Source organism: Haloarchaeobius pelagicus, assembly GCF_051207375.1.
Lineage (GTDB): Archaea > Halobacteriota > Halobacteria > Halobacteriales > Natrialbaceae > Haloarchaeobius.
Genome location: NZ_JBPJZD010000001.1, coordinates 299980 through 324944, shown reverse-complemented (window position 1 = coordinate 324944; position 24965 = coordinate 299980). Strand labels below are relative to the sequence as shown.

Here is a 24965-nt window from a genome sequence, read left to right as displayed (position 1 = left end):
GGTCGAGCCATCGAAGCGCTATCCGGCGAATCGACGGAGTAGCGGCGTCTGGGAGCGGACGATCGCGTCGACCAGTTCGACCGCCTCGTCCGCCTCGGCCCGACTCACGCCGGGGCCGTACACCGCCTTCTCGTGGAGTTCGCCGACGCGTTCGGCCCTGGCGTCGAGTCCCGAAACCGAGAGCCCGGAGATGTACCGTCTGGGTGATTCCTTCGCGCGCCGCGGCCGGTACTTGCGCTCCAGCAGGAGTTCGAGCCGTTCGACGGCCCGGACCACGTCGGTGTCGGGCGCGCGCCTCGCACCCTGCCAGCGCATCTTGGCCTCGCGCTGGACCGCGTCGGTGACCCCTGCCCGGTGGGCGCTCGCGACGAGCCCGACCATGGCGACGAAACCGAACGCGAGCAACCGGCGCTGGCCGTCGGTGAAACCGTCGAAGCCGCCGCTCCCGCCACCACCGGTGGTCGCGCTCGGGAAGGTACCGTTGAACTGCCCGTCACCCTGGGGCGTCGTCTGACCGATGTTCGGCGTCCGGAACGTCCGCGTCTGGTTCGAGCCGTTGAACGTCCCGTTCGTGGTCGTGGTCGGTTCCGGCGTCGTCGTGAGCGGCTGGTCCTCGCTGTCGCCGGTGTCGACGTTCGGTTCGCCGTCCTGACGTGCGTCGGTGACGCGCTCGTACTCGGCGTCCTCGCGCGGACCTGCCGGGGTCGGGTCGAACTTGACCCAGCCCACCTCGGGGAAGTACACCTCGACCCACGCGTGCGAGTTCAGGCCGCGCATGACCCACTCGTTCTCGTCGACCTGCTGGCCCGGCGTGTAGCCGACGACGTACCGCGCCGGGATGTCCTGTGCCCGGAGCATCATCGTCATCGTGGTGGCGTAGTAGACGCAGTAGCCGCGGTCCATGTTGAGCAGGAAGTTCTCGGCGATGTTACCCTGTGGGCGGTTTACCTCGAGCGAGTACTCCTTGTTCGCTTCCAGCCAGTTCTCGATGGCGACCGCGGTCTCGTAGGGGTTCTCGGCGTCCGCGTCGTCGACGATCGCCTGGGTCCGCTGCTCGAACTCGGTGGAGAAGTCTGGCTGGTTGCTGTCCGCAAGGTAGCGCGAGGTTACCTCGTCGGGGTAGTCGGTGCCGGCGGTCCGCAGCGTCGCGGGGCCGGCCGTCGGCACCTCGCTGATGACGCGGTAGGTGTCGTTGGGCTGGAACCGGACTGACGAGCGCAGGCTGCCCAGTTCGGTGACCTGGGTGAAATCGCGCACCTGTCCGTCGACCCGGACCGGCTGGTTCGCCGCTGGCATGACGTTCAGGTCGGACTTGATGGTCACGAGCTGACTCACGCGCTCGGTCTCGCCCGGTGGCCCATCGAGCTCGCCGGAGTACGGCTGTGACTGCCCGGTTCGTATCCACTTCCCGCCGGTGAACCGGTCGTACGCGCCGACGCGCATGTACTGTGGCTCGTCCATCTGGGTGGTGAATCGCACCTCGGGCGAGAGTTCGATGGAGCCGAGGATGGTCGACTCGCCGGGAGCCTCGGTGAGGCTCCCCTCGACCGTCGTCGGTCCCGTGTCGTACAGTCGCAGGGCTTCGCCGGCGAACGGGAGCTGGATGGCCGACGCGATGAGCATCAGCGTGAACAGCACGACGAGCACGTCCGCCTGCAGGATGGAGCCGCCTCGCCGCTCGAGTTCGCCGAAACCGACCATCGCGATGCCACCGAGCGTCCCGCCGAACAGCATGCCACGGAGCAACCAGCCCTGGTTGCCGAGGTAGGTCGCGGCGTCGCCGGTGAGGATGAGGATGAGGAACGCGAGGCCCCCGGTGACCGCCGCCCAGACGTAGCGGCGGCGGAACGCCAGGAACCACGAGAAGAACACGGGCGCAGGTGCGAACCCGAGTATCCACAGGTTCGCCTCCTTCAGCCGGAGGATGGTGAGCCCGGTGAGCAAGGCGATGGTGTCCGCCAGTATCTTGTCCCAGGCCTGCAGCAGGATCTGGAGGCCATCGGGCGTCGAGAGGATGTAGAACAGGTAGCTTCCGACGAGGAGCGTCCCCGTCAGCACGCCGGCGACCCGTTCGGAGATGACCCGGGAGAGGACCGCCGCGAGCGCGATACAGAGGGTGACCGCGAACAGCAGGCCGAACGAGCCGCCGACGACCTGCGTGAGCTTGTAGAGGACCGTCACCCACGTCGCGGTCAGGACGGCGAGCCCGCCCAGGGCGAACAGTCGATACCAGTTCACCTCGTCCTGGGCCGTCGCCGCGGCGGTACTGGCCGCGGAGCCGGTTCCAGTGCTCATGCTGTGGCCTCCGAGATGGTGGCGGCAGTCGTCGAGCTCCCGACGAACGAGTCGAACGGGACCGTCCCGTTCTGCATCTCGACGCTGACACCGGTGTTCTCGCTGGCGACGATGACGATGTCGGCCTCCTCCCGGTAGCTTTCGGGGACCTGGCCGGGCCCGACGGTCGCGAGGTTGTGCAGTATCGCCTCGCGCTGGTCCGCCCCGGTACCGACGGGCAGGTCACCGTTCGGGGCGGCCAGCCCCACCGCGATACCGGCGTCGAGCAGGTACAGGGCGATACTGGCCGCAGCTTCGGCCATCTCGTCGTCCCAGCCGTCGGCGGCCTCGGCCGCGATCTTCACGTCACCGAGGTCGTCTTCGGCGATGAACTCCTTGACGACGAGGTCGTCCGCCGGGCGCTTGGCGCTTGATTTCCAGTGAACGTCCCGGAGAGAGTCACCGCGGGCGTACTCGCGGAGGCTGTCGAACTCCTCGCGGTTGTGCTCCGGCGACCCCTCGGGGAGGAGGTTGAGGTCGTGGCGGGTCGCCCCGGTGAGGGTGTAGACCCGCGGGTAGACGAGGACGGTGTCGTGCATGCTGTAGGTGTAGGTTCGTTCGGTGAGCCCGAGCACGTCCCGGACTGTCACCGAGAGCGGACCGAGCTCGTGGTGGCCACGGAAGAGGTACTCTATCTCGTAGGTCAGTTCGTTGCTGCCGATGGTCGTGTCGAACTCGTTCCCGACCGCGCGAAGGCCGGCGGGGATGTCGTCGACCACGCGGGCACCGACCGGCGAGGAGAGGTTGAACTCCAGCCCGACCTCTTTCATCTCGCCGATGTAGCCTTCGTCGGGGAGCTTGCGACGGACCTCGGGCCGCCCGGTCATGTAGAGCTGGATGCCGGCCCCGAGCAGGGCGACCACCACGGGGATGATGATAGCCCCGAGCTGGCGCGACCCGAACCTGACCGCCATCACGCTCGTGACGACGACGAGCACGACCGCCCCGATACCACGTCTCGTGAGTATCATTCGACTCGGACGTTCTCCAGGGCCTCCTCGACGACCTGGACACCCTGGTCGCGGGGGCCACTTGCTTCGAGCCGGATCCGGTGGCTCAGCACGCGCGGTGCCTCGACCTGCACGTCCTCGGGGATGACGTAGTCACGCCCTTCGAGGACGGCACGGGCCTGTGCCGCCCGGAAGAGGGCGATGGTCCCACGGGGCGAGACGCCGAGTTTGGCGTGTTCACGCGTGTACTGGGAGAGGCGGGTGCCGTAGTCGCGGACGGCCTGTTTGACCGTCACGGCCGCGACCGTCTCGCGGGCCCGGCGGATGGTCTCGATGTCGGTGACCGGTTCGAGGGTTTCGATGGGGTGGTGACCGACGACGCGGGCGAGCATCTCGGACTCCTCCTCCTGGTTCGGGTAGCCCAGGTGGAGTTTCTTCATGAAGCGGTCGACCTCGGCGAGCGGGAGTTCGTAGGTCCGGTTCGGCTCGACGGAGTTCTGGGTCGCGATGACCGTGAACGGCTGGGGGAGTTTGCGGGTCGTCCCGTCGATGGTGACCTGCTCCTCCTCCATGGCTTCCAGCAGTGCGGACTGTGTCTTCGGCGGGGCGCGGTTGATCTCGTCGCCCAGCACCATGTTGGCGAACACGGGACCTTCCTGGAAGTCGAACTCGCGGGTCTTCTGGTTGAACACGTTCACACCGGTGATGTCGGAAGGGAGCAGGTCCGGGGTGAACTGGACGCGCTTGAACGAACAGTCGATGGATGCCGCAATCGCCCGTGCCAGCATCGTCTTGCCGACGCCGGGGACGTCTTCGAGGAGTACATGGCCACGGGCGAGCACGGTCGTCACGACGTGCTCGATCTCGTCGTGATGGCCGACGATGACGTTCTCGACGTTCGCGATGACGTCGCGGCTCACCTGTGCCGCCTCGTCTATCGGAAGTGCGTCGAGGTTGGTTTCAGGGCGGCTCGTCTGCGGCGCAGCGTCTGGGGTGTTTGCATCCGTCATAGGTGGATAAACCGACCAGTCTGGTCGACAGTGAACGGTGGAGGGCCGTTGTTGTGCGGTGCGTTGGTCACCCGCATATGTTTTTTGTTCGTTGTGGTAACGTAGTACGCATCCGGTAACCTGGCCCCATCCGACCATTCACTGCAGTGGGATTTGATGACACTAGCGGCCCCACCCTTGTAACGTTGGCTGTGGGAGACAACCCCACCCTCACCAGACACCGGCAGGCTCGACCGGTTCTTGCGGCGGTTCTATAAATCGGTCGATACCCGGCTCGATTCACCACTCCTTACAGTCAACACAAACGAAGCCGGTCTGGTCACGCCAGCGACGCTGGGTCGCGGTGCCACAGCTCGCGCACTCACCGCCTTCGGGAGTCCAGCTGTAGGTCGTCACGGCCGGTGACGAATCCGAGACCGACGGTGCCTGGTCGGTTTCGGTCGTCGACCCGGCCGCCGCGTCGTCGTCGCTTCGCTCCTCGCTCGTCGTATCCGGCCCGAACTCGTCCAGCGACCTGTCGTGGGGCATAGCGCCCCATTGGGTCTCGGTCGTCTTGATGCCAACGGACAGAATCAAGTACCAGTGCTCGAAGGCTCAGGTATGGTAAGCGGACTCCCGGGGGTCGTCCTGCAGAGTGCGACCGACCCGATCTACAACGTCGAACAGATAATCGAGGGGTTCACCGCGGTTGCCCAGAACGGTGACCCGCTGTCGTTCGTCCTGCTGGCCGTCGGTGGACTGCTGACCGCCGCCGCGGCCGGTGGCTTCGGCGTCCTCGCCCTCGGCGGCCTCGGCAGCGCTATCGTCCAGAGCTTCGCTCGATCGCCGCCGCCAGAAGGCGAGGCGCAGTAGTCGGGTCCGGCCCGAGCGGCGTTCCCGCCACGAAACTATCGGCGTACTCGAGGACGTCGGCGATCTTCTCACCGACCTGGTCCGGCGTCCCCGCGAGACAGAACGCGTCCAGCATCGGCTCCGTGACGCGCCCGAACGCCTGCGTGAACTCGCCCTCGCCGAGTGCCTCGCCCACCGCCGCCACCGCGTCGTGGTCCAGTCCGTGCCGGTCGAGCACCGGCGGGGCCGCTCCGGCCGCGATGAACGCGACCGGCGGCCGCGCCGCCTCGCGGGCCGCCTGTGCGTCCTCCGCGATAGAGACGCTGGCGAACGCCGCGAAGTCGAACTCGCCGCGAGAGTCGGGACGCTCGGCGAGCCCTTCCTCGACGCGCTCGGCAGCCCACTCGAAGTCCCGCGGATGCGAACCGTTGAGTAACACGCCGTCGGCGTGCTTCGCGGCCATCCGAATCATGTGGGGTCCCTGTGCCCCGACGTACACCGGGATGTGGCCGACGTCGAAGTTCAACTCGGCGGCGGTCGCCTCGAAGGTGCCGTCGTGGTCCACGCGCTCGCCGTCCCAGAGTCGCTGGGCGACCTTGAACGACTCCAGCACCCGCCGGAGCGGCCGGTCGTGCTCGTAGCCGAGGTTCGAGAGGGCCGACCTGTCCCCCGCGCCGATCCCGAAGACGGAGCTCCCCTCGGTGGTCTCGTCGAGCGTCGCCATCCGCGAGGCGAGCGAGACCGGGTGCGTCTCGTAGGGGTTGACGACGCCCGGCCCCACGTCGAGGTCGGTCTCGCGGGCGATGCGGTCACAGACCACGAACGGGTCGCGGTTGAAGTGATGCGAGGAAGCGAACAGCGTGTCGAAGCCCGCGTCCTCGGCAGCCCGTGCGGTCGCCAGCAGCTCGTCCATCGGGTGCTCCGGCGTGAGCTCGATACCGAGTCTACGCATCGAACTCCCACCCCCGGAGCGCCTGGCGGACGAAATCAGACTCGACATCGCGGAACACGAGATCGTGGCCCTCGTGGTCGCCGAACTCCCAACCGCGGGCGACCGTCACGGGGGTGCCACCGGCCCCCTCGCCAGCAACCAGGTTCGCCGCCGCGGCGAGTTCGTCGACGACACACTGGACCGTGACACCGAGTTCGCGGCCGTCGCGGTCGTGTTCGCCGCGCCAGTCCCGGCTGGCGTGCATGCCCGCCCAGCCGATGGCGACGGCGGTCTGGCCGTGGCGGAACGGTCGGCCGCTCGTGTCGGTGACGACGACGGGATTCTCGTGTTCGAGCCCGTCGTGGATTCGCTGGGCGCTGGCTGTCGGGTTCTCCGGGAGCAAGAGCAGGTCGTGGCCCGGGATGTTCGACCGGTCGATACCGGCGTTGACGCCGACGTGGCCGAAGCGCGTCTCGGTCAGCAAGAACGGCTCTTCCATGAGCAGCTCTGTCGACTCCTCCAGGACCGCCTGGGCGAACCGCGGGTCCTTCTCGTCGCCCGTGATGGCTTCGAGGTTCTGTGCGATTTCGCGGGCTCGCGGCCCGGCGGGGAAGTCCGCAAGGTCCGCGGACCGTCCCTCCGCCTTCGAGACGATGGTCGAGGCGACCACCACCACGTCGTCCGGCTGGAGGTCGAGCCGCTCGGACACGATGGCGGCGATGTCGTCCCCTTCCCGAATCTCCGGGATGTCGGGTACGGGCAGTAGTTCCATGCACAGGGGTGTGAGAGCGCCGGAGAAAAGACCGCCGATGTTGGAAACGTGTGCCCCTACCGGGGACCCTCCCGCAACTCGACCGACAGCTCGCCGTCTTCGACCTCGGCGACGTACATCGTCACCGCGATAGCTGGGGCTGCGCCGGTCGCACTGCCGGGGTTCAGGAGCCGGACCCCGCGGACCGCCTCGTCCATGACCTCGTGCGTGTGGCCACAGATTCCGACCGCGTCGCCGTCGGCAGTGCGTTCGACCGCGCCGACGACCCGGTTCCGGTAGCCATCGAGCGGCCCGGTCCCGTGGGTGACGACGAAGGTGACGCCTGCCAGTTCGAGCACGGCGACCTCGGGCAGGTCGAGCGACGGCGGGTCCACGTTCCCGGCGACCGCGGTGAGTTCGGGCGCGAACTCGCGGACCGTCTCGTACGCCTCGGGCGAGTCGAAATCGCCCGCGTGGACCACGTGGTCCGCTTGCTCGCACGTCTCGCGGACCCAGTCCGGGATGCGTGCTTCGCGAGAGGGGACGTGGGTGTCGCTGATGATGGCCAGTCGAACCATGCCAGAAGGTGTGGGCCCTGTCGACAAAAACCTCCGCGCGCCGGAGGGGAACGTTCAGGACCCGGGCAGTCGTCGTGTCGACCATGAGCGACGGAACCCACGTCGTGACCGCGTTCCTGCGAAACGAGGGCACGGTGTTGCTACTCCGACGGAGCGACGCGGTCGGGACGTACACGGGGCAGTGGGGCGGTGTCTCGGGCTTCGCCGAGGACGCCCCGGACGAGCAGGTCCTCGTCGAGATCGCAGAGGAGACCGGGCTGGACGAGGCGGCCGTCGAGCTGATCGGAACCGGCACGCCGGTCCGGTTCACGGACGAGGAACTAGACCGGAACTGGGTGGTCCACCCGTACCTGTTCGACTGCGAGACCCAGGACGTGACGCTGAGCGACGAACACGACGAGTACGAGTGGGTGTCACCGACCGAGATACCCCGGCGCGACGCGGTGCCGGAGCTCTGGACGGCCTACCAGCGGGTCGCCCCGACGGTCCGGGACATCACCGCCGACGACCAGCACGGCGCGGCGTACCTGTCGCTCCGCGCACTGGAGGTGCTCCGCGACCGGGCCGGCCTGCTCGTCCAGGAGGGAGCCGACGACGACGAGGCGTGGGACGAACTCACCGATCTCGGCCTGCGGCTCCTCCGCGCCCGGCCGAGCATGGCCGTGCTCAAGAACCGGGTGAACCGGGCACTGGCGAGTGCGGACCAGTCGGCCGCGAGCCTGGAACAGCACGCCATCGACGGCATCCACCGGGCCGTGACGGCCGACACCGACGCGGCGGTCCGGGCGGGCGCACTCATCAGCGACCGGACGGTCCTGACGCTCTCGCGGTCGGGGACGGTCCTCGGCGCACTCCGCGACGGGGCCCCGATGGAGCTGTTCGTCGCCGAGTCCCGCCCCGGTGGCGAGGGCGTCGCCGTGGCCGAGGCGCTCGTCGACGAGTATCCGGTCACGCTCCTGACCGACGCGGGGGTCGCCCACACGGTGGCCACCGAGGACGTGGACGCGGTGCTGGTCGGTGCCGACACGGTGCTGCCCGACGGGACCGTCGTGAACAAGACCGGGACGAGAGCCGCAGCGCTCGCGGCCGCGCACGAGGAGATACCACTCTACGTCGTCTGCTCGACGGACAAGGTGAGCACGGAGGAGACGGTCAACCTGGAGACTGGACGCCGGTCGGCGGTCTACGATGGCGATGCACCGATCTCGGTCTCGAATCCGGTGTTCGACGAGACGCCGCCGCATCTCGTCGATACCATCGTCACCGAGCGTGGGGACCTGGACAGCAAGGACGTCCGCGAGGTCGCCGAGGAGCTCGCGTCGCTGGAGACGTGGGACGAGGACGAGAACGCCGACGACGACGCCGACGCGGTAGAGAGTCCGGCCGGTCGGGATTCGTAGGGCGAACAGGCGGCGTCTGGCAGGCAGGGTCTGGCCTACCTGTGACTGTGGGTCGTCCGGGGCACGCCGCGCACCCGCCTGGACCGCCGGACGGCATCGCTCACTGCACAGCCGGTCTGGCCCCGTTCTGGTATTTGAATCGACCGACGAACAGCGACTGCTGCGCCGACTGTGCCTGATAATTCATGCAATGCCGGCGCGCCGGGTTCCGGCAAGTGTCACCTCGCCCGCCGGTGAAATTTTGAACGACTATTACACCAACTGTTATTATCCGGGGGGTCCTTGCCCCATGTAATGCAATTACGGGACGCACTCAACGACTACAAACATCACAGGCACGATGCGACGGCGTTCCCGGGCGAGTGCCGGTCGACGACCGGCCACTTCTCGGGGCGTGACGGCCGGCTGGTCCACGTCGAATCTGACGGGTCTCTCTCTGACTACGGCTATCCTCTCACCGGTCTCAACGGACTGGAACGGTCGCGGTTCGGGCTTCGCGTCGACGGCGACATCGTGTGGTTCGACCACTGCCAGACCGGCTCGCAGGAGTACTACGACGACACCGGCCTGGTCGTCACCGAACACGACACTCACCTCGGGACCGTCACGCAGTTCGACCTGACGCTGGGGGACGCACACGTCACCTACTTCGACTGCGATGGCCTCGAACCGGCGTCCGTCGAGGTCGTCGCCTTCGTCGGCTTCGCACCTGACTCGCAGGACACCCGCATCGGCCAGCTCCACCACGACGACGCCATCGAGGTGTTCCACACCGACGAACACGACTTCGTCGGGAGCACGACCGGCTTCGCCGAGATACAGGGGCAGGTCGCCGCGAAGTACGGCGAGATACTCGACGACGAACCCGTCGACCTCCCCCGGCCCATCAGCAACGGCCGCTACGAGGAAGCCCGTCTGAGCGGCAACCTCGTCGCCTTCCTCCCGGTCGAAGACGGAGCCGCGACGCTGACCACGCTGCTGACCGACAGCGACGAGGTCAGCCGCGGCGACGCCCTCGACCAGCTCGACGACCTCGCATCGAGCTATACCTCTGCCGCGGCGCTCGAGGACGCCGCCGCCGAACAGGTCGACGTGTCCGTGCCCGGGGACCATCCCTACGCGGAGGCGATGGCCGCCGACATCCGCGTCCTCTCGCTCCTCTCGGGTCGGACCGGCCTGCGCATCGCCGGCCCCGACTTCGACCCGTTCTACGCCTACTCCGGCGGCTACGGCTACACCTGGTTCCGAGACGACGCCGAGATCTCCCTGTTCCTGCTCGAATCTGCCGCGGAGTACGACCTCGACCTCGACGCCTGGCACGACCAGAGCGCGGCAGCCTACCGCGACACCCAGCGTGACGACGGCTCGTGGCCCCACCGCGTCTGGCCCCACGACGGCAGCCTCGCCCCCGGGTGGGCGAACGGTCGCCTCGAAGCCGGCGACGACGTGGATTACCAGGCCGACCAGACCGGGAGCGTCATCGCCTTCCTCGGCGCGTACGCCGACGCGACCGCGGACGACGGGGACGCACCCGACGTGACCGGGACGCTCGAATCGGCACTCGACAGTCTCGACGACACCCTCGAGGACGACGGCCGCCCCGAAATCTGCCAGAACGCCTGGGAGGACATGACCGGCCGGTTCACCCACACCGCCGCGACGTTCCTCGAAGCCTACGCGACGCTGGCGACCGCCGCCCCCGTCGACGACGACCTCACGGCGCACGCGGGCGACCGCGCCCACGAGGTGTACGAGGCAATCGACGACCTGTGGGTCCCCGAGACGGGAATCTACGCGCTCCGCGAGTACACCGACGACGAGGAGGGTGCCGTCCTCGACGGCCGGTGTGACTCCGCGACGCTGGCAGTCGTCGCCGCACACCGCACCTACGACCAGCTCGAGGCGGTCGACGACGAGCGCCTCGACCGCCTCGTCTCCCACGTCGAGACCATCATCGACACCCTCTGGCGCGAGCCGAGCGACGACGTGAAAGGCCTCATCCGGTACGAGGGCGACGGCTGGCGAACGCGCGACCAACACGACGAGAAGATATGGTCCGTCTCGACCGCGTGGGGCGCTCACGCCGCCGCCAGCCTCGCGGCGCTGCTGGCCGACCACGACGACGACCGCGCCGACGAGTTCGCCGAGCGGGCGCGCGACCTGCTCGACCTCGTCCTCCCCGGCGGCCCGCTGTGCATGGACACCAGCTATCTGCCCGAGCAGGTGTTCGACGACGGGACACCCGACAGCGCGACCCCGCTGGGCTGGCCGCACGCGCTCCGGCTGGCGACGGTCGCGCTCATGGACGAGTACGACATTCTGGCGCCGCGTCGCGCGGTCGCGGACCAGTAACGACCCGGCCCGACGACCCGGCCCGGCAGCTGATTTCGCGGTGCTGTTTCTCACAGACAACAGCTGGCCAGCGATGTGACTCGACCGGGGAGAAACGAGAGAGAACAGCGAGGCCGACGCGACGGTCGACCGGTCTCAGGCGGTGACGGCGCGCTCTTCGGCCGACTGCAGGAACAGCGAGTCACCGGTCTCGATGTCGAAGAGGTGGACGTCGCTGGAGTCGAAGGTGACCTGTATCTGTTCGCCGGGTTCGGGCTCGATGTCGGAGTCGACGCGGGCGATGAAGTCGTCGCCGATGTCGAGGTAGAGGTAGTTGTCGCTCCCGATGGGTTCGAGCACGTCGAGCGTGGTCGTCTGGGCGTTCGGGCCGCCCTCGGTGACGAACACGTCCTCCGGGCGGATACCGAGGCGGACCTCGTCGCCGGTGTCCGCGTCGCGCAGGCGTGCCGCCTCGGATTCGGCGAGCTGGAAGTCGAAGCCGTCCGGCCCCGTGAGGCTGATGCTGCCACCGGTGTCGTCGATCTCGACGTCGAAGAAGTTCATGCTCGGGGAGCCGACGAAGCCGCCGACGAACTCGTTCGCCGGGTTGTTGTACACCTCCTTGGGCTTGCCCACCTGCTGGAGTTCGCCGTCTTTCAGGATGACGATGCGGTCACCCATCGTCATCGCCTCCTCCTGGTCGTGGGTGACGTAGATGGCGGTCGTGTCGAGGTCGGCCTGGAGGCGCTGGATCTCGGTCCGCATCGAGGTCCGGAGCTTCGCGTCCAGGTTCGACAGCGGTTCGTCGAAGAGGAACACGTCGGGTTCGCGGACGATGGCGCGGCCCAGCGCGACGCGCTGTTTCTGCCCGCCGGAGAGCTCGTCCGGCTTGTCTTCGAGCAGGTCCTCGATGCCCATCATCTGCGCCGTCTCGAGCACGCGCTGCTGGCGCTCGTCCTTCGAGAGGTCGGTGCTCATGCGCAGGCCGAAGCCCATGTTCTGGGCGACGGTCTTGTGCGGGTAGAGCGCGTAGTTCTGGAACACCATCGCCACGTCGCGACGGCGCGCGTGGACGTCCGTAACGTCCTCGTCCGCGATCGTGATGCGACCCGAGGTGGGCGTTTCGAGGCCTGCGAGCATCCGAAGCGTCGTGGACTTACCGCACCCCGACGGGCCGACGACGGTGACGAACTCGCCATCTGCGACATCTATCGAGACGTCGTCGACGGCGACGATGCGCCCGTTGTCGAACTCCTTTCGTAGGTTATCCAGCGTGACTGTAGCCATTATTGGCATGAGTCGTTTTCCCACAGTATAGTTCTTGCCCTCTCAGCGAAAACTGTGATGCATAATTTCGTAGCACTTTTGCATCCCACGCCACCAGATACCACGACAATGAGTGACGAAAGGCCCGCAGACCGGAGACGGCCGACGCGACGTGCGCTGCTCGGGAGCCTCGGAAGTGCCGCGACGGTCGGTCTCGCCGGGTGCAACGGACAGAGCGACAGTGCGGGAACGACGGCCAGCGACGGGACGGGCACGGGGGCCGACCCGGGGACTGGGACCGCGACCGCGACGCCGGAACTCGACCCGGTCGAACTCGCGCCCTTCTGGACGACCGGCGAGAAGTACGGCCTCGGGACCGTCGCGGACCACGCCACCGACGACCCTTCGCGCGTCTGGTTCACGCTGACCGAGGGTGCCCTCACCGAGCCGCGGTTCCCGCGCGTCGACCTCATGCACTTTCGCACCGTGGACTTCCTCGTGACCGACGGCGAGGGCTACGTCGTCCGGACGCACAACGCGAACCGGCGGGACGACGAGGCGGTCGACCGGCAGGTCGTCCCGACCGAAGACGACGCCCTGCTGTACCGGCACGAGGTCGCCGCGACCGACGACCGCGACTGGTCGCTCGAGGTCGAGTACGCCGCCGACCCCGCGGGCGATGCCATCCTTCTGGACATCGCGTTCGACGCGGCCGACGCGTTCGACCTCTACCTCGTCGCGCGCCCGGCCATCTCCTCGGCAGTCTCGGGCGACGCGGGTGTCCGCCTCGAAGACGGCGATGGGTACGCCCTCGCCGCAGCGGACGCGCCTACGGGCGGCGCGGTCCGCGACGAGGACGGTGACCCGTACGTGGTCGCCGCCAGCGTCGCCGCCGCCGACGGCTTCGACTGGGCGACCGTGGGTGACGTGGAGTCCGAGTCCGCGAAGGCACTGGTCGAGCAGGGTCGCGCCGTGGAACCCAGCGAGTCGGCCGACGGGAACCTCGTGCTGGCCGGCCGGCTGGGGTCGGGCAGTACCGAGACCACGGCCGCTATCGGCTTCGTGCAGGACGCGGCCGCCGAGGACGCGACGGCCGAGGCCCGGCGCGCACTGGCCCGTGGCTACGACACGGTCCGGGAGGACTACCGTGCCTCCTGGCAGTCCTTCTTCGAGGACGTTGGAATCCCCGAGTCGGTCGCCGGCGACGACACCCTCGAACCGCAGTACCGGACCGCGGCGATGGCCCTGCGTGCCGTCGAAGACAAGACGTTCCACGGCGCGGGCATCGCCTCCCCCTCGGTCCCCTGGGGCAAGGGCGTCATCGCCGACGAAGCCCGCGACATCGGCTACAACTTCGTCTGGTCGCGCGACCTCTACCAGGCGTTCACCGCCCTCGACGCGATGGGCCACGCCGACGCGGCCATCGCGGCCACGGAGTACCTCCTGACCGTCCAACAGGACGAGCAGGGCTTCCTCCCGCAGAACACCTACCTCGACGGGCGCACCCGCTGGGGCGGCGAGCAGCTCGACAACATCGCGTTCCCGCTCGTGATGGCCTACCAGCTGCGTGAACGCCACGGTCACGGATTCGAGGACGCAGCCTACGACTACGCGTCCATCAAGGCGTCCGCGGACTACGTCGCCAAGAGCGGCCCCGAGACGGCCCAGGAACGCTGGGAGGAGGAGGGTGGCTTCTCACCCAGCACTATCGCGGCCGAGATCGCGGGTCTCGCGTGTGCCGCCCGGCTCGCCGCCGACGAGGGCGAGCGCGCGGACGCGCTGGTCTACCTCGGTCTCGCGGACCGCTGGCGCGACGGCGTCTCGGAGTGGTGTGCGACCACGACCGGCGCGGACGGCCACGAGCCGCCGTACTACGTCCGCGTGAACGACGACCGCGACCCGGACGACGGGGCGGACCGCGGCCTCGCAAACGGGGGGCCGACGCTCGACGAACGGGCTGTCATCGACGCCGGTTTCCTCGAACTCGTCCGGCTGGGCATCGTCGACCCGGACGACGACCTGATACGGAACTCGCTGGCGGTCGTCGACGAGACCATCCGCGTCGACACCCCCAACGGGCCGGCCTGGTACCGCTACAACGGGGACGGCTACGGCGAGGGCGAGTCCGGTGCCCCCTGGTCGGTCGCGCCGAACACGAAGGGGCGACTGTGGCCCATCTTCACCGGCGAACGAGCCGAGTACGAACTCCGTGCCGGCACGGACTCGGGGGACCTCGCGCCAGCGAACCTGCTCGCGACGATGGCCCGGTTCGCCAACGAGGGCCGGATGATTCCCGAGCAGGTGTGGGACCGCGAGGACGCCACGGAGTACGGCTGGGAGTTCGGCGAAGGGACGGGGAGTGCGACTCCCCTGTCGTGGAGCATGGCACAGTTCGTCCGGCTGGCCTGGAGCATCGATTCGGGCGACCCGGTCGAGACGCCCGAATTCGTTCGCACGCGCTACGCGGGCGGGAGTCCATCTGCGCCTGCACTCGACGTCTCCTTCCCCGAATCCGTCGTGGACTCGGAGACGGTCTCGGTGTCGGGGACGACCGACGCGGCCAGTGTCATCATCCGGACCGGTGCCGAGACCACGCGAGTCCCCGTCTCCGACGGCGGGTTCGACGCGACCGTCACACTGGCCGAGGGGCGGAACACGGTCACCGTCGTCGCGGCCAGTGGCGACGGCCCGCTCGAATCGGTCGGCCTCGCGACGGCCCGGGCCACCATCTCCGCCACCGGGGGGTCCTAGAACACGGGGGTAACAACAGGAGTTGTTGAAACAATAGTGACGGAGCCGAATGATTTAAGGTGTGAAGGACTAATTCATCTAATATTCACCATGTCAATGGAACGCAGGGCAGTGCTCAAAAAGCTCGGTGTGGCAGGGACCCTCGGAACGCTCGCAGGCTGCGTGGGCGTCCAGGAGCAATCAACCGCGACGCAGGCGAACGACGACAACAGCGGCGGTGGCGGCGGGAGCGACGACGACTCGGGCTCCGGTGACTCGGAGGCGACCGAATCCACGGGACCGGCTGGAACCGCGAAGGTCTGGTACAGCCTCCCCGACACGGAGATCCCGGCGCGCAAGGAAGCCATCGAGCAGTTCAACAGCGACACCAAGCACACCATCAAGGGTGCGGACATCGCGGACCTCGCGAAGAAGACGACCAGTGCGATTCCCGCAGGACAGGGCCCGAAGCTGTTCGAGTGGGCGCACGACTGGGTCGGTGACTACTCCCAGCGCGGCTTCCTCACCGACCAGAGCGACCAGCTCTCCGTCGACCTGGACTCGTTCACGGACGCGGCCGCACAGGCCGTCCAGTTCAACGGGAACACCGTCGGCCTCCCGCACTCCGCGGAGACGGTGACCCTCATCTACAACAAGGACATCGTCGACGAGGCACCGGAGAGCGTCGCCGACATGCGGGCCGTCATGGACGACTACCACGACCCCAGCAGCAGCCAGTACGGCCTCGGCATGCCGTTCGACCCGTACTTCGCCAGCGCCTGGCTGCAGGCCTTCGGCGGCTACTACTTCAACCCCGACAAGGACCCGATGCTCGGGCTCACCAAGTCCGAGACGGTCAAGGGACTCAACTTCGCGCTCGACAACTTCAAGCCGTACATGCCCAAGGACCCGGGCTACGAGGCCCAGGCAGCCGTCTTCGCGGAAGGGAACGCCGCCTTCGCCATCAACGGTCCGTGGTACCTCGCGACGCTCAACGAGAAGGGCGTGAACTTCGGCGTCACGAAGCTCCCGATGCCCGAGGGTGGCGAGCCGAACCCCTACACGGGTATCACGATGTGGTACTTCTCGAAGGGCATGGAAGACGGCGACGCCAGCGCGGCCGCCGCCCGGCAGTTCGCCGAGTGGCACGTCACGAACGAGGACCGCGCGCTCCAGGCCGCCAAGGAACAGGGGGCCATCCCGGTCCTCTCCAGCCTCGCAGGCAGTGACGAACTGCCGGACGAGGTCAGCGCCTTCTCCGAGTCCGTCGCCATGGGGACCCCGATGCCGACGCACCCGAAGATGAACAAGGTCTGGAGTCCCGTTGGCTCCGCACTCACCAAGGTGTTCAACGGCGACGCCGAGCCCGCAGCCGCCCTCGAACAGGCAGAGAAGGAAATCCGGGCCAACTGGGAGTAGCGCATGAGTACCGAATCTGGCATCGCATCGCGGGTCGAAGACATCCCCTTCCTGGAGCGGGGAGACGCCTCTCTGCTCCTCGTGCTGCCGGGACTGTTCATGTTCTCGGCGTTCATGCTGTTCCCCATCATGTACCTGATCGGGGTGTCCTTTACGAACGCCAAGCCGTCGAACCTGTTCGCCGGCGAAGGGGCACTGTCGCTGCTCACCTTCGGTGAAGCCACCTTCGTCGGGCTTGAGAACTACATCACCGTCCTCTCGGACCCCGCGTTCTGGAACTCGTTCGGCATCACCTGGCTGTTCGTCGCCACGAGCGTCGCGCTGAAGATCTGCGTGAGCCTCGGCATCGCCCTCGTCGTGACCGGCGAGCGCGTCCGTGGCAAGCGCTTCATGCGCTCGCTCATCATCGTCCCGATGGGGCTGCCGGCCATCTTCACCATCACCGTCTGGCGCGGCATCTTCAGCTCCGCGGAGTTCGGCCTCGCCAACCAGGTGCTCGCGATGCTCGGCTTCGAGTCCATCGCGTGGATGAGTCAGCGCTGGATGGCGTTCCTCGCGTACAACGTCACCGAAGCCTGGCTCGCGTACCCGTTCATGGTCATCATCACCGTGAGCGCACTCCAGAACGTCCCGGACGAACTCCACGAGGCCGCGATGGTCGACGGCGCGGGCTACTTCTCGCGCTTCCTGCACGTGACGCTTCCATCCATCAAGCGACCCGTGCTGTTCGCGTCCATCCTGACCGCGGCCGCGTCGTTCCAGCAGCTGCTCATCCCCTTCGTGTTCAACGAGGGTGGACCCGCACGTGCCAACGAACTCATCATCCTCTACGCGTACAAGGAGGCGTTCTCGTTCTCCCAGTACGGTGAGGGTGCCGCAATCAGCCTCATCGCCGTCGTCATCATCGGCGTGTTCATGTGGCTGAACGTCAAGAAAGGACGGCTCGCAGACGGGGTGAACGAAGCATGAGCCTGCTTCGCTCCGTCGGCCGTAGCATCAAGGAGGACACCAAGAACGTCGCGATGGTCCCGGTCGAGTTCGCTCGGGAGGTCCGGTACACCATCCACGCCATCCGGGAGGGGAAGATCTCCGCGACGAAGCCACTCAAGACGGCGGGCATCACCATCGGCGCGATCATCGTCGTGCTCGCACTGCTGTTCCCGCTGTACTGGATCCTCATCTCGGCGCTGTCGGGCTCCGGGGGGTCCATCTACTCCACGGGTGGCCTCTCCCTCTTCCCGAAGAACCCCACGATGCGGAACTTCGTCTGGGTCATCGGCGACCTCATCCTCCCGGCGTACGCCATCAGCTTCAACATCCCGCTGACCAACGCCGCCATCGTGGTCAACACCCCCTCGGTCACGTTCCTCGACGCCTCCACCTACGGCATCGAGAACCCATCCGGCTTCAAGCAGTTCTTCGTGAACAGCATGACCGTCGCCATCCCGACGGTCCTCATCGCGATGTCGCTCATCGTGCCGGGCGCGTACGCGCTCTCCCGGCGCGAGTTCATCGGCCGGAACAAGATCCTGTTCGGCTACGTCCTGCTGACGCAGGTGGGCGGCGGCCTCGGTATCGCCCTGCTCATCGGGCTCTACACCGTCTTCGTCCAGCTCGGCGTCAACAACAGCAAGCTGGCACTCTCGGTGTACTACGCCGCCACCGCCGTGCCGTTCAACACCTGGCTGCTCAAGACGTACATGGACGGTATCCCCGTCTCCTACGAAGAAGCCGCCATCGTCGACGGCGCACCCCCGTGGCGCGTCGTCACCGAGATCATCCTGCCACTCTCGAAGGCCGGTCTGGCGACGGTGTTCATCTTCACCTTCCTCACCGGCTGGACCGAGTTCATCGTCGCCCAGACGCTGCTCGGGACCGAGAACTACACGCTCCCGGTCGGCCTGTACTCCATCATCGGCGAGTACTCCATCCCGTGGGCACGGTTCTCCTCGTTCGCGCTGCTGTTCGCGACGCCCCTCGGCCTCGTGTACCTCTTCGCACAGCGGTACATCGAGGGCGGGCTGTCGTTCGGCGGTGTGGAAGGCTAGGCAGTTCTCTTCTCTTTCGATTACTGCGGTTTTTCGAGAGGGCCAGAAAGGTGGATTCTTGACGCTCGACCTCCGACAGCTAGTCGGTGGCAGTGACGACAGTTACCCCCTCCGAGCCCCTTGTGACGAGGACTTTCCCCGAGCCACCGACCTTTCAAGGCCTGTACCCGGCGTTCTCAGGAATCTATTCGTAGAACGTCGTGATTCGACTTCGAGACACTCGTGGCGAGAATTGGATCTACCACCAGCCACTGTCCGCAAGCTGCCAGCCGTCACTCGGTGTAACTCTAGAGCGAAAGCTCCCAGTCGTACAGACGAATCGTTCGTAACCAACAGAGGGAGGTGTCCAAAATCACGGCCAGTGGTAGATATTGCAGATTTCTATGACAGATAACCAGTTCTGATTTAAGAATTTTGGCTGTAGCGGCCTGTGCTATACAATTTCACGCTCGAAACTGGCCAAAAGTATTAAATTACGTTGGAAAAGACAGTCTCAGCAACATAAACAATTTCAAGGGATTGAACGCCGTAATCTTATCCCTCCTCATCGTTACTGCAACATTCGCGCCCGTGGTATCGGCACAGCCCGCCAGCCCCGGTTCCACGCTCGACGGGTCCCAGTTCTCACAGGGACCGGACCAGCTCGATTCGAACACACTCGCGACCACCGACACAGGTGGCACACCAGCGAAGGTTCGAAAACAACTCGCGCGCTCTTCTCTTCGATCGCTCTCCAGCAAGAACCCGGCACAGGACCGCCGGAAGTCTGACGCCATCTCTACTATCGATTCCTCGCTCTCCTCCTATCGCGACCCGGTCCGACTCTCTACTCGCGCTATCTTCTCACAGGACGCCGCAATCGTCCACGACCTCGCGAAGTTCCACAAGAAGGGACAGCGCGGGACCGTCGACGAAATTACGACGCACCTCGCGAAGGCCGACCAGCAGACAGCCGACATCGCCATCGAAGACGCCCAGCGCGCACTCGACCGCGTGAGTGCTCGTGGCGCATCGCAAGCCAGCCTCGACGCTGCCCAGGCACAGCTCGACGCAGCCCAGCAGGATTACGAGCAGGGGGTCGCCAAACTCCAGAAGGAACCGCAGGCGAACTCCGCGAAGGGCGCGTTCAAACAGCGCCAGAAGTACCGCGAACGCGCCATCCGCGCCTTCGGTGATGCGTGGGTGCACGCCCAGCGCGCACTCGACGAACTCGACGCTGGCAGCACGCCCGAGGTCACCATCCTCACCCGCGAAGACCCCTACCACAACGGCTCGATGGAGAAGGTCGTCGTCGGGACGGTCTCGGACCCGCGGGCCTACCAACTCTCGGAGGTCACCGTCACCCTCAACGGCGACCAGCAGACCACGGTCCCCCTCAACACCTCGACCGCGCCAGCCGCGAACGGCACCTTCCAGTTCACGATTACGCTCTCGGAAGCAGTCAACACCATCAACGTCTCCGTCGCCGACAAACAGGTCGACGGGACCTACGCCGCCGCCCGCTCCGCAGAAGACGAGGAGTCCGACGGCGGAAACCAGGGTAAGAAGGGCAACGGCAAGGACAAGAAGAAGTCGAAGGGGAAGGAGAACGGCAAGAACAAGGGCAAGAACTCGGCCCAGTCCAGCGGCACCGAGGACGAAGACACCGAACCGGAGACAGTCACGTATACTCCGGTCGGCGACGCGCCCCAGGTCGGCTTCGAAGTGCTCAAACTCGACGGCGACGGCCTGCCGGACTACTACGAACGTGATTCCACGAAGACCGACCCGCTGAACCCCGACAGTGACTCGACGGCCACCGACCGCGACGAGGCCGGAAACGGTACCCTCGACGGCCTGGAGGACTTCGACCAGGACGGCCTGGTCTCGGTCACCGAACGCGAACACGACCTCGACCCCCTCGACCCGGACACCGACGACGACCGCCTGCTCGACGGCCTCGAATTCGAGACCGACGGCATCAGCCCCCACGACCCCGACACCGACGATGACGGCGTCAGTGACGCCGAGGAAGACCTCGACGGTGACGCGCTCATCAACGTGCGCGAGCAGACCCACGGCACCGACCTCCTCGACGTCGACACCGACGACGACCTGCTCGAAGACGGCTACGAGGTCGACATCACGGAGACCGCACCGCTCGACGAGGACAGTGACACGCCCCTCGTCGGCCAGAACTTCTCGGACAACGGCGTCATCGACGGGAACGAGGACTTCGAGAACGACACCCTCGCGAACCACGTCGAGGCCAAGCACGGCACCGACCCGTTCGACGAGGACACCGACGACGACAAGCTGCTCGACCCGTTCGAAGTCGCCTACGACCCCATCGATGGAACCGTCGCAGACACCGACGGCGACGGCGTCGGCGACGCCAAGGAGGACCACGACAACGACACGCTCCGGAACCTCCTCGAACAGGAACTCGGCACGAGTCCGGTCGACGCAGATACGGACGGCGACAACCTGACCGACGACTACGAGTACTACACCACGGAGACCAGCCCCATCGATTCGGACAGTGACACGCCGCTGACCGACGTCGACGAGGCCAACGACGGGACCGACGACGGCCAGGAGGACTTCGACACCGACAGCGTCGTCAACGCGCTGGAGGCGACCGTCGGGACGGACCCGTTCGACCCGGACACCGACGACGACCGCCTGACCGACGCCTTCGAGATCGAGTACGACGACCGCATCGACCCGCTGGCTTCGGACACGGATTCTGACGGCGAGAACGACAGCGTCGAGGACACAGACGCTGATGGACTGATTCATCTGGACGAGCAGTTCTACGGCACGCACCCGTTCGTCGCCGACACCGACGCCGACAACCTCACCGACGGCTACGAAGTCAATACGACCGAGACGGACCCGCTGGTGCCGGACTCCGACTCCAACCGGACCGTGCCTGACGAGAGCGGGAACGCGGTCATCGACGGCAGTGAGGACTTCGACAAGGACGCCCTTGTTACAGCTATCGAGGCTGAGCTGGGGACGAAACCGTTCGACCCGGACACCGACGACGACCAGCTGCTGGACGGCTTCGAGGTGAACTACAATCTCACGTCGCCACTGGCGGTGGATTCCGATGGTGACGGGCTGAACGACACCTACGAGGACCACGACGGAGACACGCTTCGGAACCTCGCCGAGCAACAGGTCGGAACGAGCCCGGTCGACCCAGACACCGACGACGACGGCCTCACTGACGCGTTCGAGGTGAACCAGACGAAGACGTCGCCGCTTGCGGTGAACTCGAATTCGACGGCAACCGACCTGAACGAGTCTGCGAACAACCTCACAGACGCTGAGGAAGACCTCGACGGTGATGGCCTGACGAATCTGGAAGAGCAACAGAACGGGACAGACCCGCTTTCAGTGGACACGGACAGGGATGGTCTCCGAGACGGCTATGAGCTGCAGACGACGAAGACTGACCCACTGGTGAACGATAGTTCCTCAGCGAGGACTGATACCAACGAAAGGGGGGACACCGTCATTGACGGACTTGAAGACTTCGACGATGACGGGCTCCCTGCATATCTCGAATGGTATTACAACACGAGTTCATTTGACAGCGATACTGACGGCGATACCCTCCCGGACCTCTACGAAGCAAACTGGTCTGCCTACCATGGATACGACGCTGATTCTGACGACGATGGTATCGGAGACGAACTCGAGGATTCAGACAATGATACGCTGACCACACTGCAGGAGAAAGCAAACGGGACTTCGCCCATTAGTGCAGACACGGACGGTGACCGGTTGTCCGATGCCAATGAAACCGCTGGAGTAACTTCAGCAGTGAACCCAGACACGGACGAAGACGGTGTCACTGACTTCGAGGAGTTCAAACTTGGTACTGATCCTTTGAGTGCTGATTCGGACGGTGACGGTATCCCCGACGGAAATGAAACGTACGTATCTGAAGTTGCAGACAACGAAACTGGGACGACTATCAGCGTTACTGGGCAAGGGTATCTAGCTGATGAGGTGGGAATCGAATCGAAGCCGACGTACCACAACCAGACCGACGCCCGGAAGGCTCCCGTTGTTCAGGTCACCGAAAGCGATGCTGTCGAGAATGCGACGGTGACGCTGCAGTACAACCAGAGTACGCAGGACAACCCAAAGGACCTCTCTGTGTACGAGTACGACTTCGAGAAAGGCATCTGGACGAAAGCAAAGTCGACGCTCGACACTGAGAATGGGACACTCTCGGCGACGACCGACGAGCTGACCTACTTCACTGTCTTCAACGAGACGCGGTGGATCGAAGAGACGACGGTCGAGGCACCTGCATCGAACTTCACCGAGCACGAGTTGGAGTGTTCGAGTTCGTGTAACATCGAGGATGGCGTGTTGATTCTGGAAGGGTCGGAATCGGGGACTTCCACGGTGCAGTCACAAACGAAGGAGGAGTCCACTACTGAATCTTCATTGAACGGAGGCTCGAGTGGAATCTCAATTCTAGGACTTGGTGGTGCTCGTGATAACGATACTTGGCCACCTGCAAGCGACAACTGTCCTGACAAAACGAACGAAGACCAGAAGAACTCTGATAACGATGGGCTCGGGGACGCGTGTGATGAGTATCCCTATGACAGCGACAACGACGGAGTCCCTGATAGCGAAGAAGAGGAAGACGGTGGAGGCGGTGGCGGCGGTGGCGGTGGCGGCGGTGGCGGCGGTGGTAGTGAGACGGATACCGACGGCGACGGGGTACCGAATAACGAGGATACGAACGACGACAACGACAAGTATCCGGACATCGACGACCTCTGCCGACTCATCCCGGCCGAGGAGAACCCGAGCGGCGACCACGAGGACAAAGACTCCGACGGGAAGGGAGCTCTCTGTGATGCTGATGAGCCGGTTACGGATGGTTCGGTGATGACGTACTACGTCTCAGAGTACGCTGAGACGGCTGCGTTCGACTTCCAGTACAGTTTCGACTTCGACTCGGTTGACGGCTATTACAGACCCAGAGTGATCATCACATCAAACGAGGACTCTGACACCAAAATACGTGAAATTGCGCCCCCGAGTACTGGTTCAACGGGGACGCTTTCAGTTGATGTCTCCGAATTCGGTGGGGAACACATCACGGTAGAAATTGCAAAGCCACGGTCACTGAGAGTCAGTATATACAATCCGAGATTGGCTGAAGATCGCGATGGCGATGGGCTGTACGGCTATTGGGAAGAACAGGACCACCTCTTCCCAGGGCTTGAGGGCCAGACGATTGAGGGCCTTTCAGATTACAATAGTGATACGGATGGAGATGGGCTCGAAGACGGTAGAGAGATTACTGTAGATTGGGCGTACCGGCTAAATGAACCACATAGAGGGGTTTTGCAAGAACGGCGAGTGGTACAGGCACTATCCAACCCAAGCCTTGCGAATACTGATAACGGTGGTGTTGATGATGGGGTTGAAGTTCAGTATGGAAGTGATCCACAAGTTGTCGAAAAAATATGGACTGGTGCAAAAATCCTCTCATATTCGTATGAAGGTAAGCCTGCTCTTCTCAAAGATATTGATCATACAACGGTTTTCAACTCTAGAAAACTCCCAGAAACTCCGCTTGACGATTTTGTTATTGCAAGCGGGAAAACTAAGGCACTCAGAGGACAGAAGTACAATGTTAATGCAACTGTCATGATATACTTCCATGTGAATGATGCAGCAAGACGTTACTTTGATAAAACAAATCAGGATGTAAAGGGCGTCGTGAGTGGAATTTCATATGACCATACTTCGAGAGAGGTAATTCCATCTAAGGACCGGACAGTGCGTCCAGGAGAAGGAACCAAGTTCCAGTGGCACTTGACTGTTGATCCAAAAATTGGGTATGGTGGCTCATTCAATGTTGTCACTTCAGCCATGGGTTTGGAATACGAGCTCCGAGGACTCAGAGGTACGCCGTTCCTTCTCACTGAACGAGGTGGTGCTACTGTTGATTCCGTTTCGCAAGTCGCTTACTATGCTGGTCGCGGAAACCCACTTGTTGGGTCTACTCAAAGATTTGTAGATGATTCAGAAAGTATTTACTCAAATGGTATGCTTATTTCTTCATCATATCTAGCTGGCCGAAAAGTAGTAATCAAAGGAGGCACTTACGAGCAAGGGTTTGAAGAATTCTTCTGGAGAGTGCACAAAGGAATTTTATCCCCAATCCCAACAAGTAAACAAGGCCTTGTCAAGAGGGCTTCGACAGAAGGGATAGGGGCATTTGTCGCACGGTTAGATGAAACAAGACAAATAGACCCTGATGACCGGGATATTATTTGGGTAGGTCCTGGTTATGTAGCCTTCTCTTAATCAGGAAGTATTAACACCAAACTTTTCTCAAAGATAAAAACTAACCCATGAAA

Annotated in this window: 15 protein-coding genes and 1 pseudogene; 8 read left to right on the top strand and 8 right to left on the bottom strand. The window is 64.7% G+C overall.

The features are described from left to right. Positions 1-18: 18 nt before the first annotated feature. The 4 genes from ACSC1S_RS01740 to ACSC1S_RS01725 form a co-directional block, all read right to left on the bottom strand. Entirely contained in the window at positions 19-2295 is a 2277-nt protein-coding gene (locus tag ACSC1S_RS01740; protein ID WP_435362895.1) for a transglutaminase TgpA family protein, read from the bottom strand. After that, positions 2292-3305 carry a DUF58 domain-containing protein gene (locus ACSC1S_RS01735; RefSeq protein WP_435362894.1) on the bottom strand — a complete coding sequence of 338 codons (1014 nt, stop codon included), beginning with the start codon at positions 3303-3305 and terminating at the stop codon, positions 2292-2294. The genes ACSC1S_RS01740 and ACSC1S_RS01735 overlap by 4 nt, the downstream gene beginning before the upstream one ends. Beyond that, complete coding sequence (locus ACSC1S_RS01730) at positions 3302-4294, bottom strand: AAA family ATPase (protein WP_435317082.1); 993 nt, start codon at positions 4292-4294, stop codon at positions 3302-3304. The genes ACSC1S_RS01735 and ACSC1S_RS01730 overlap by 4 nt, the downstream gene beginning before the upstream one ends. 279 nt (positions 4295-4573) lie before the next feature. Continuing rightward, positions 4574-4822, bottom strand: a complete 249-nt coding sequence (locus ACSC1S_RS01725) for a DUF7573 domain-containing protein (protein ID WP_435362893.1) — start codon at positions 4820-4822, stop codon at positions 4574-4576. Between the two features lie 72 nt (positions 4823-4894). Here ACSC1S_RS01725 and ACSC1S_RS01720 point away from each other — a divergent pair, with 72 nt between their 5' ends. Then, entirely contained in the window at positions 4895-5146 is a 252-nt protein-coding gene (locus ACSC1S_RS01720) for a DUF8024 family protein (RefSeq protein WP_435362892.1), read from the top strand. Here ACSC1S_RS01720 and ACSC1S_RS01715 read toward each other — a convergent pair. The 3 genes from ACSC1S_RS01715 to ACSC1S_RS01705 are packed head-to-tail and all read right to left on the bottom strand — an operon-like array spanning position 5094 to position 7385. After that, entirely contained in the window at positions 5094-6077 is a 984-nt protein-coding gene (locus tag ACSC1S_RS01715; RefSeq protein WP_435362891.1) for a 5,10-methylenetetrahydromethanopterin reductase, read from the bottom strand. The two genes, ACSC1S_RS01720 and ACSC1S_RS01715, sit on opposite strands and share 53 nt — an antisense overlap. Then, positions 6070-6828, bottom strand: a complete 759-nt coding sequence (locus ACSC1S_RS01710) for a coenzyme F420-0:L-glutamate ligase (RefSeq protein ID WP_435362890.1) — start codon at positions 6826-6828, stop codon at positions 6070-6072. Before ACSC1S_RS01710 ends, ACSC1S_RS01715 begins: the two co-directional genes overlap by 8 nt. 56 nt (positions 6829-6884) lie before the next feature. Beyond that, positions 6885-7385 carry a metallophosphoesterase family protein gene (locus ACSC1S_RS01705; RefSeq protein WP_435362889.1) on the bottom strand — a complete coding sequence of 167 codons (501 nt, stop codon included), beginning with the start codon at positions 7383-7385 and terminating at the stop codon, positions 6885-6887. An 83-nt stretch (positions 7386-7468) separates the two neighbouring features. Here ACSC1S_RS01705 and ACSC1S_RS01700 point away from each other — a divergent pair, with 83 nt between their 5' ends. Next, positions 7469-8785, top strand: a complete 1317-nt coding sequence (locus tag ACSC1S_RS01700) for an eIF2B alpha/beta/delta subunit family protein (protein WP_435362888.1) — start codon at positions 7469-7471, stop codon at positions 8783-8785. Positions 8786-9079: 294 nt separating this feature from the next. Beyond that, complete coding sequence (locus ACSC1S_RS01695; RefSeq protein WP_435362887.1) at positions 9080-11137, top strand: DUF7997 domain-containing protein; 2058 nt, start codon at positions 9080-9082, stop codon at positions 11135-11137. 135 nt (positions 11138-11272) lie between these two features. Here ACSC1S_RS01695 and ACSC1S_RS01690 read toward each other — a convergent pair whose 3' ends face one another. Beyond that, positions 11273-12403: an ABC transporter ATP-binding protein gene (locus ACSC1S_RS01690; protein WP_435362886.1), complete on the bottom strand. Its 1131-nt coding sequence runs from the start codon at positions 12401-12403 to the stop codon at positions 11273-11275. 309 nt (positions 12404-12712) lie between these two features. Here ACSC1S_RS01690 and ACSC1S_RS01685 point away from each other — a divergent pair. From ACSC1S_RS01685 to ACSC1S_RS01665, 5 genes and pseudogenes are all read left to right on the top strand, one after another. After that, positions 12713-14884, top strand: a pseudogene (locus ACSC1S_RS01685) (glycoside hydrolase family 15 protein); the annotation flags it as partial. 339 nt (positions 14885-15223) lie between these two features. Next, a complete protein-coding gene (locus tag ACSC1S_RS01680) occupies positions 15224-16531 on the top strand; it encodes an extracellular solute-binding protein (protein WP_435362885.1) in 1308 nt (435 codons plus the stop codon). A 3-nt stretch (positions 16532-16534) separates the two neighbouring features. Then, the gene (locus ACSC1S_RS01675) at positions 16535-17500 is read left to right on the top strand and encodes a carbohydrate ABC transporter permease (protein ID WP_435317071.1); all 966 of its coding nucleotides are present in this window, start codon (positions 16535-16537) and stop codon (positions 17498-17500) included. Continuing rightward, entirely contained in the window at positions 17497-18579 is a 1083-nt protein-coding gene (locus ACSC1S_RS01670; protein WP_435362884.1) for a sugar ABC transporter permease, read from the top strand. The genes ACSC1S_RS01675 and ACSC1S_RS01670 overlap by 4 nt, the downstream gene beginning before the upstream one ends. Positions 18580-19098: 519 nt before the next feature. Continuing rightward, positions 19099-24912, top strand: a complete 5814-nt coding sequence (locus tag ACSC1S_RS01665; protein WP_435362883.1) for a hypothetical protein — start codon at positions 19099-19101, stop codon at positions 24910-24912. Positions 24913-24965: the final 53 nt, after the last annotated feature.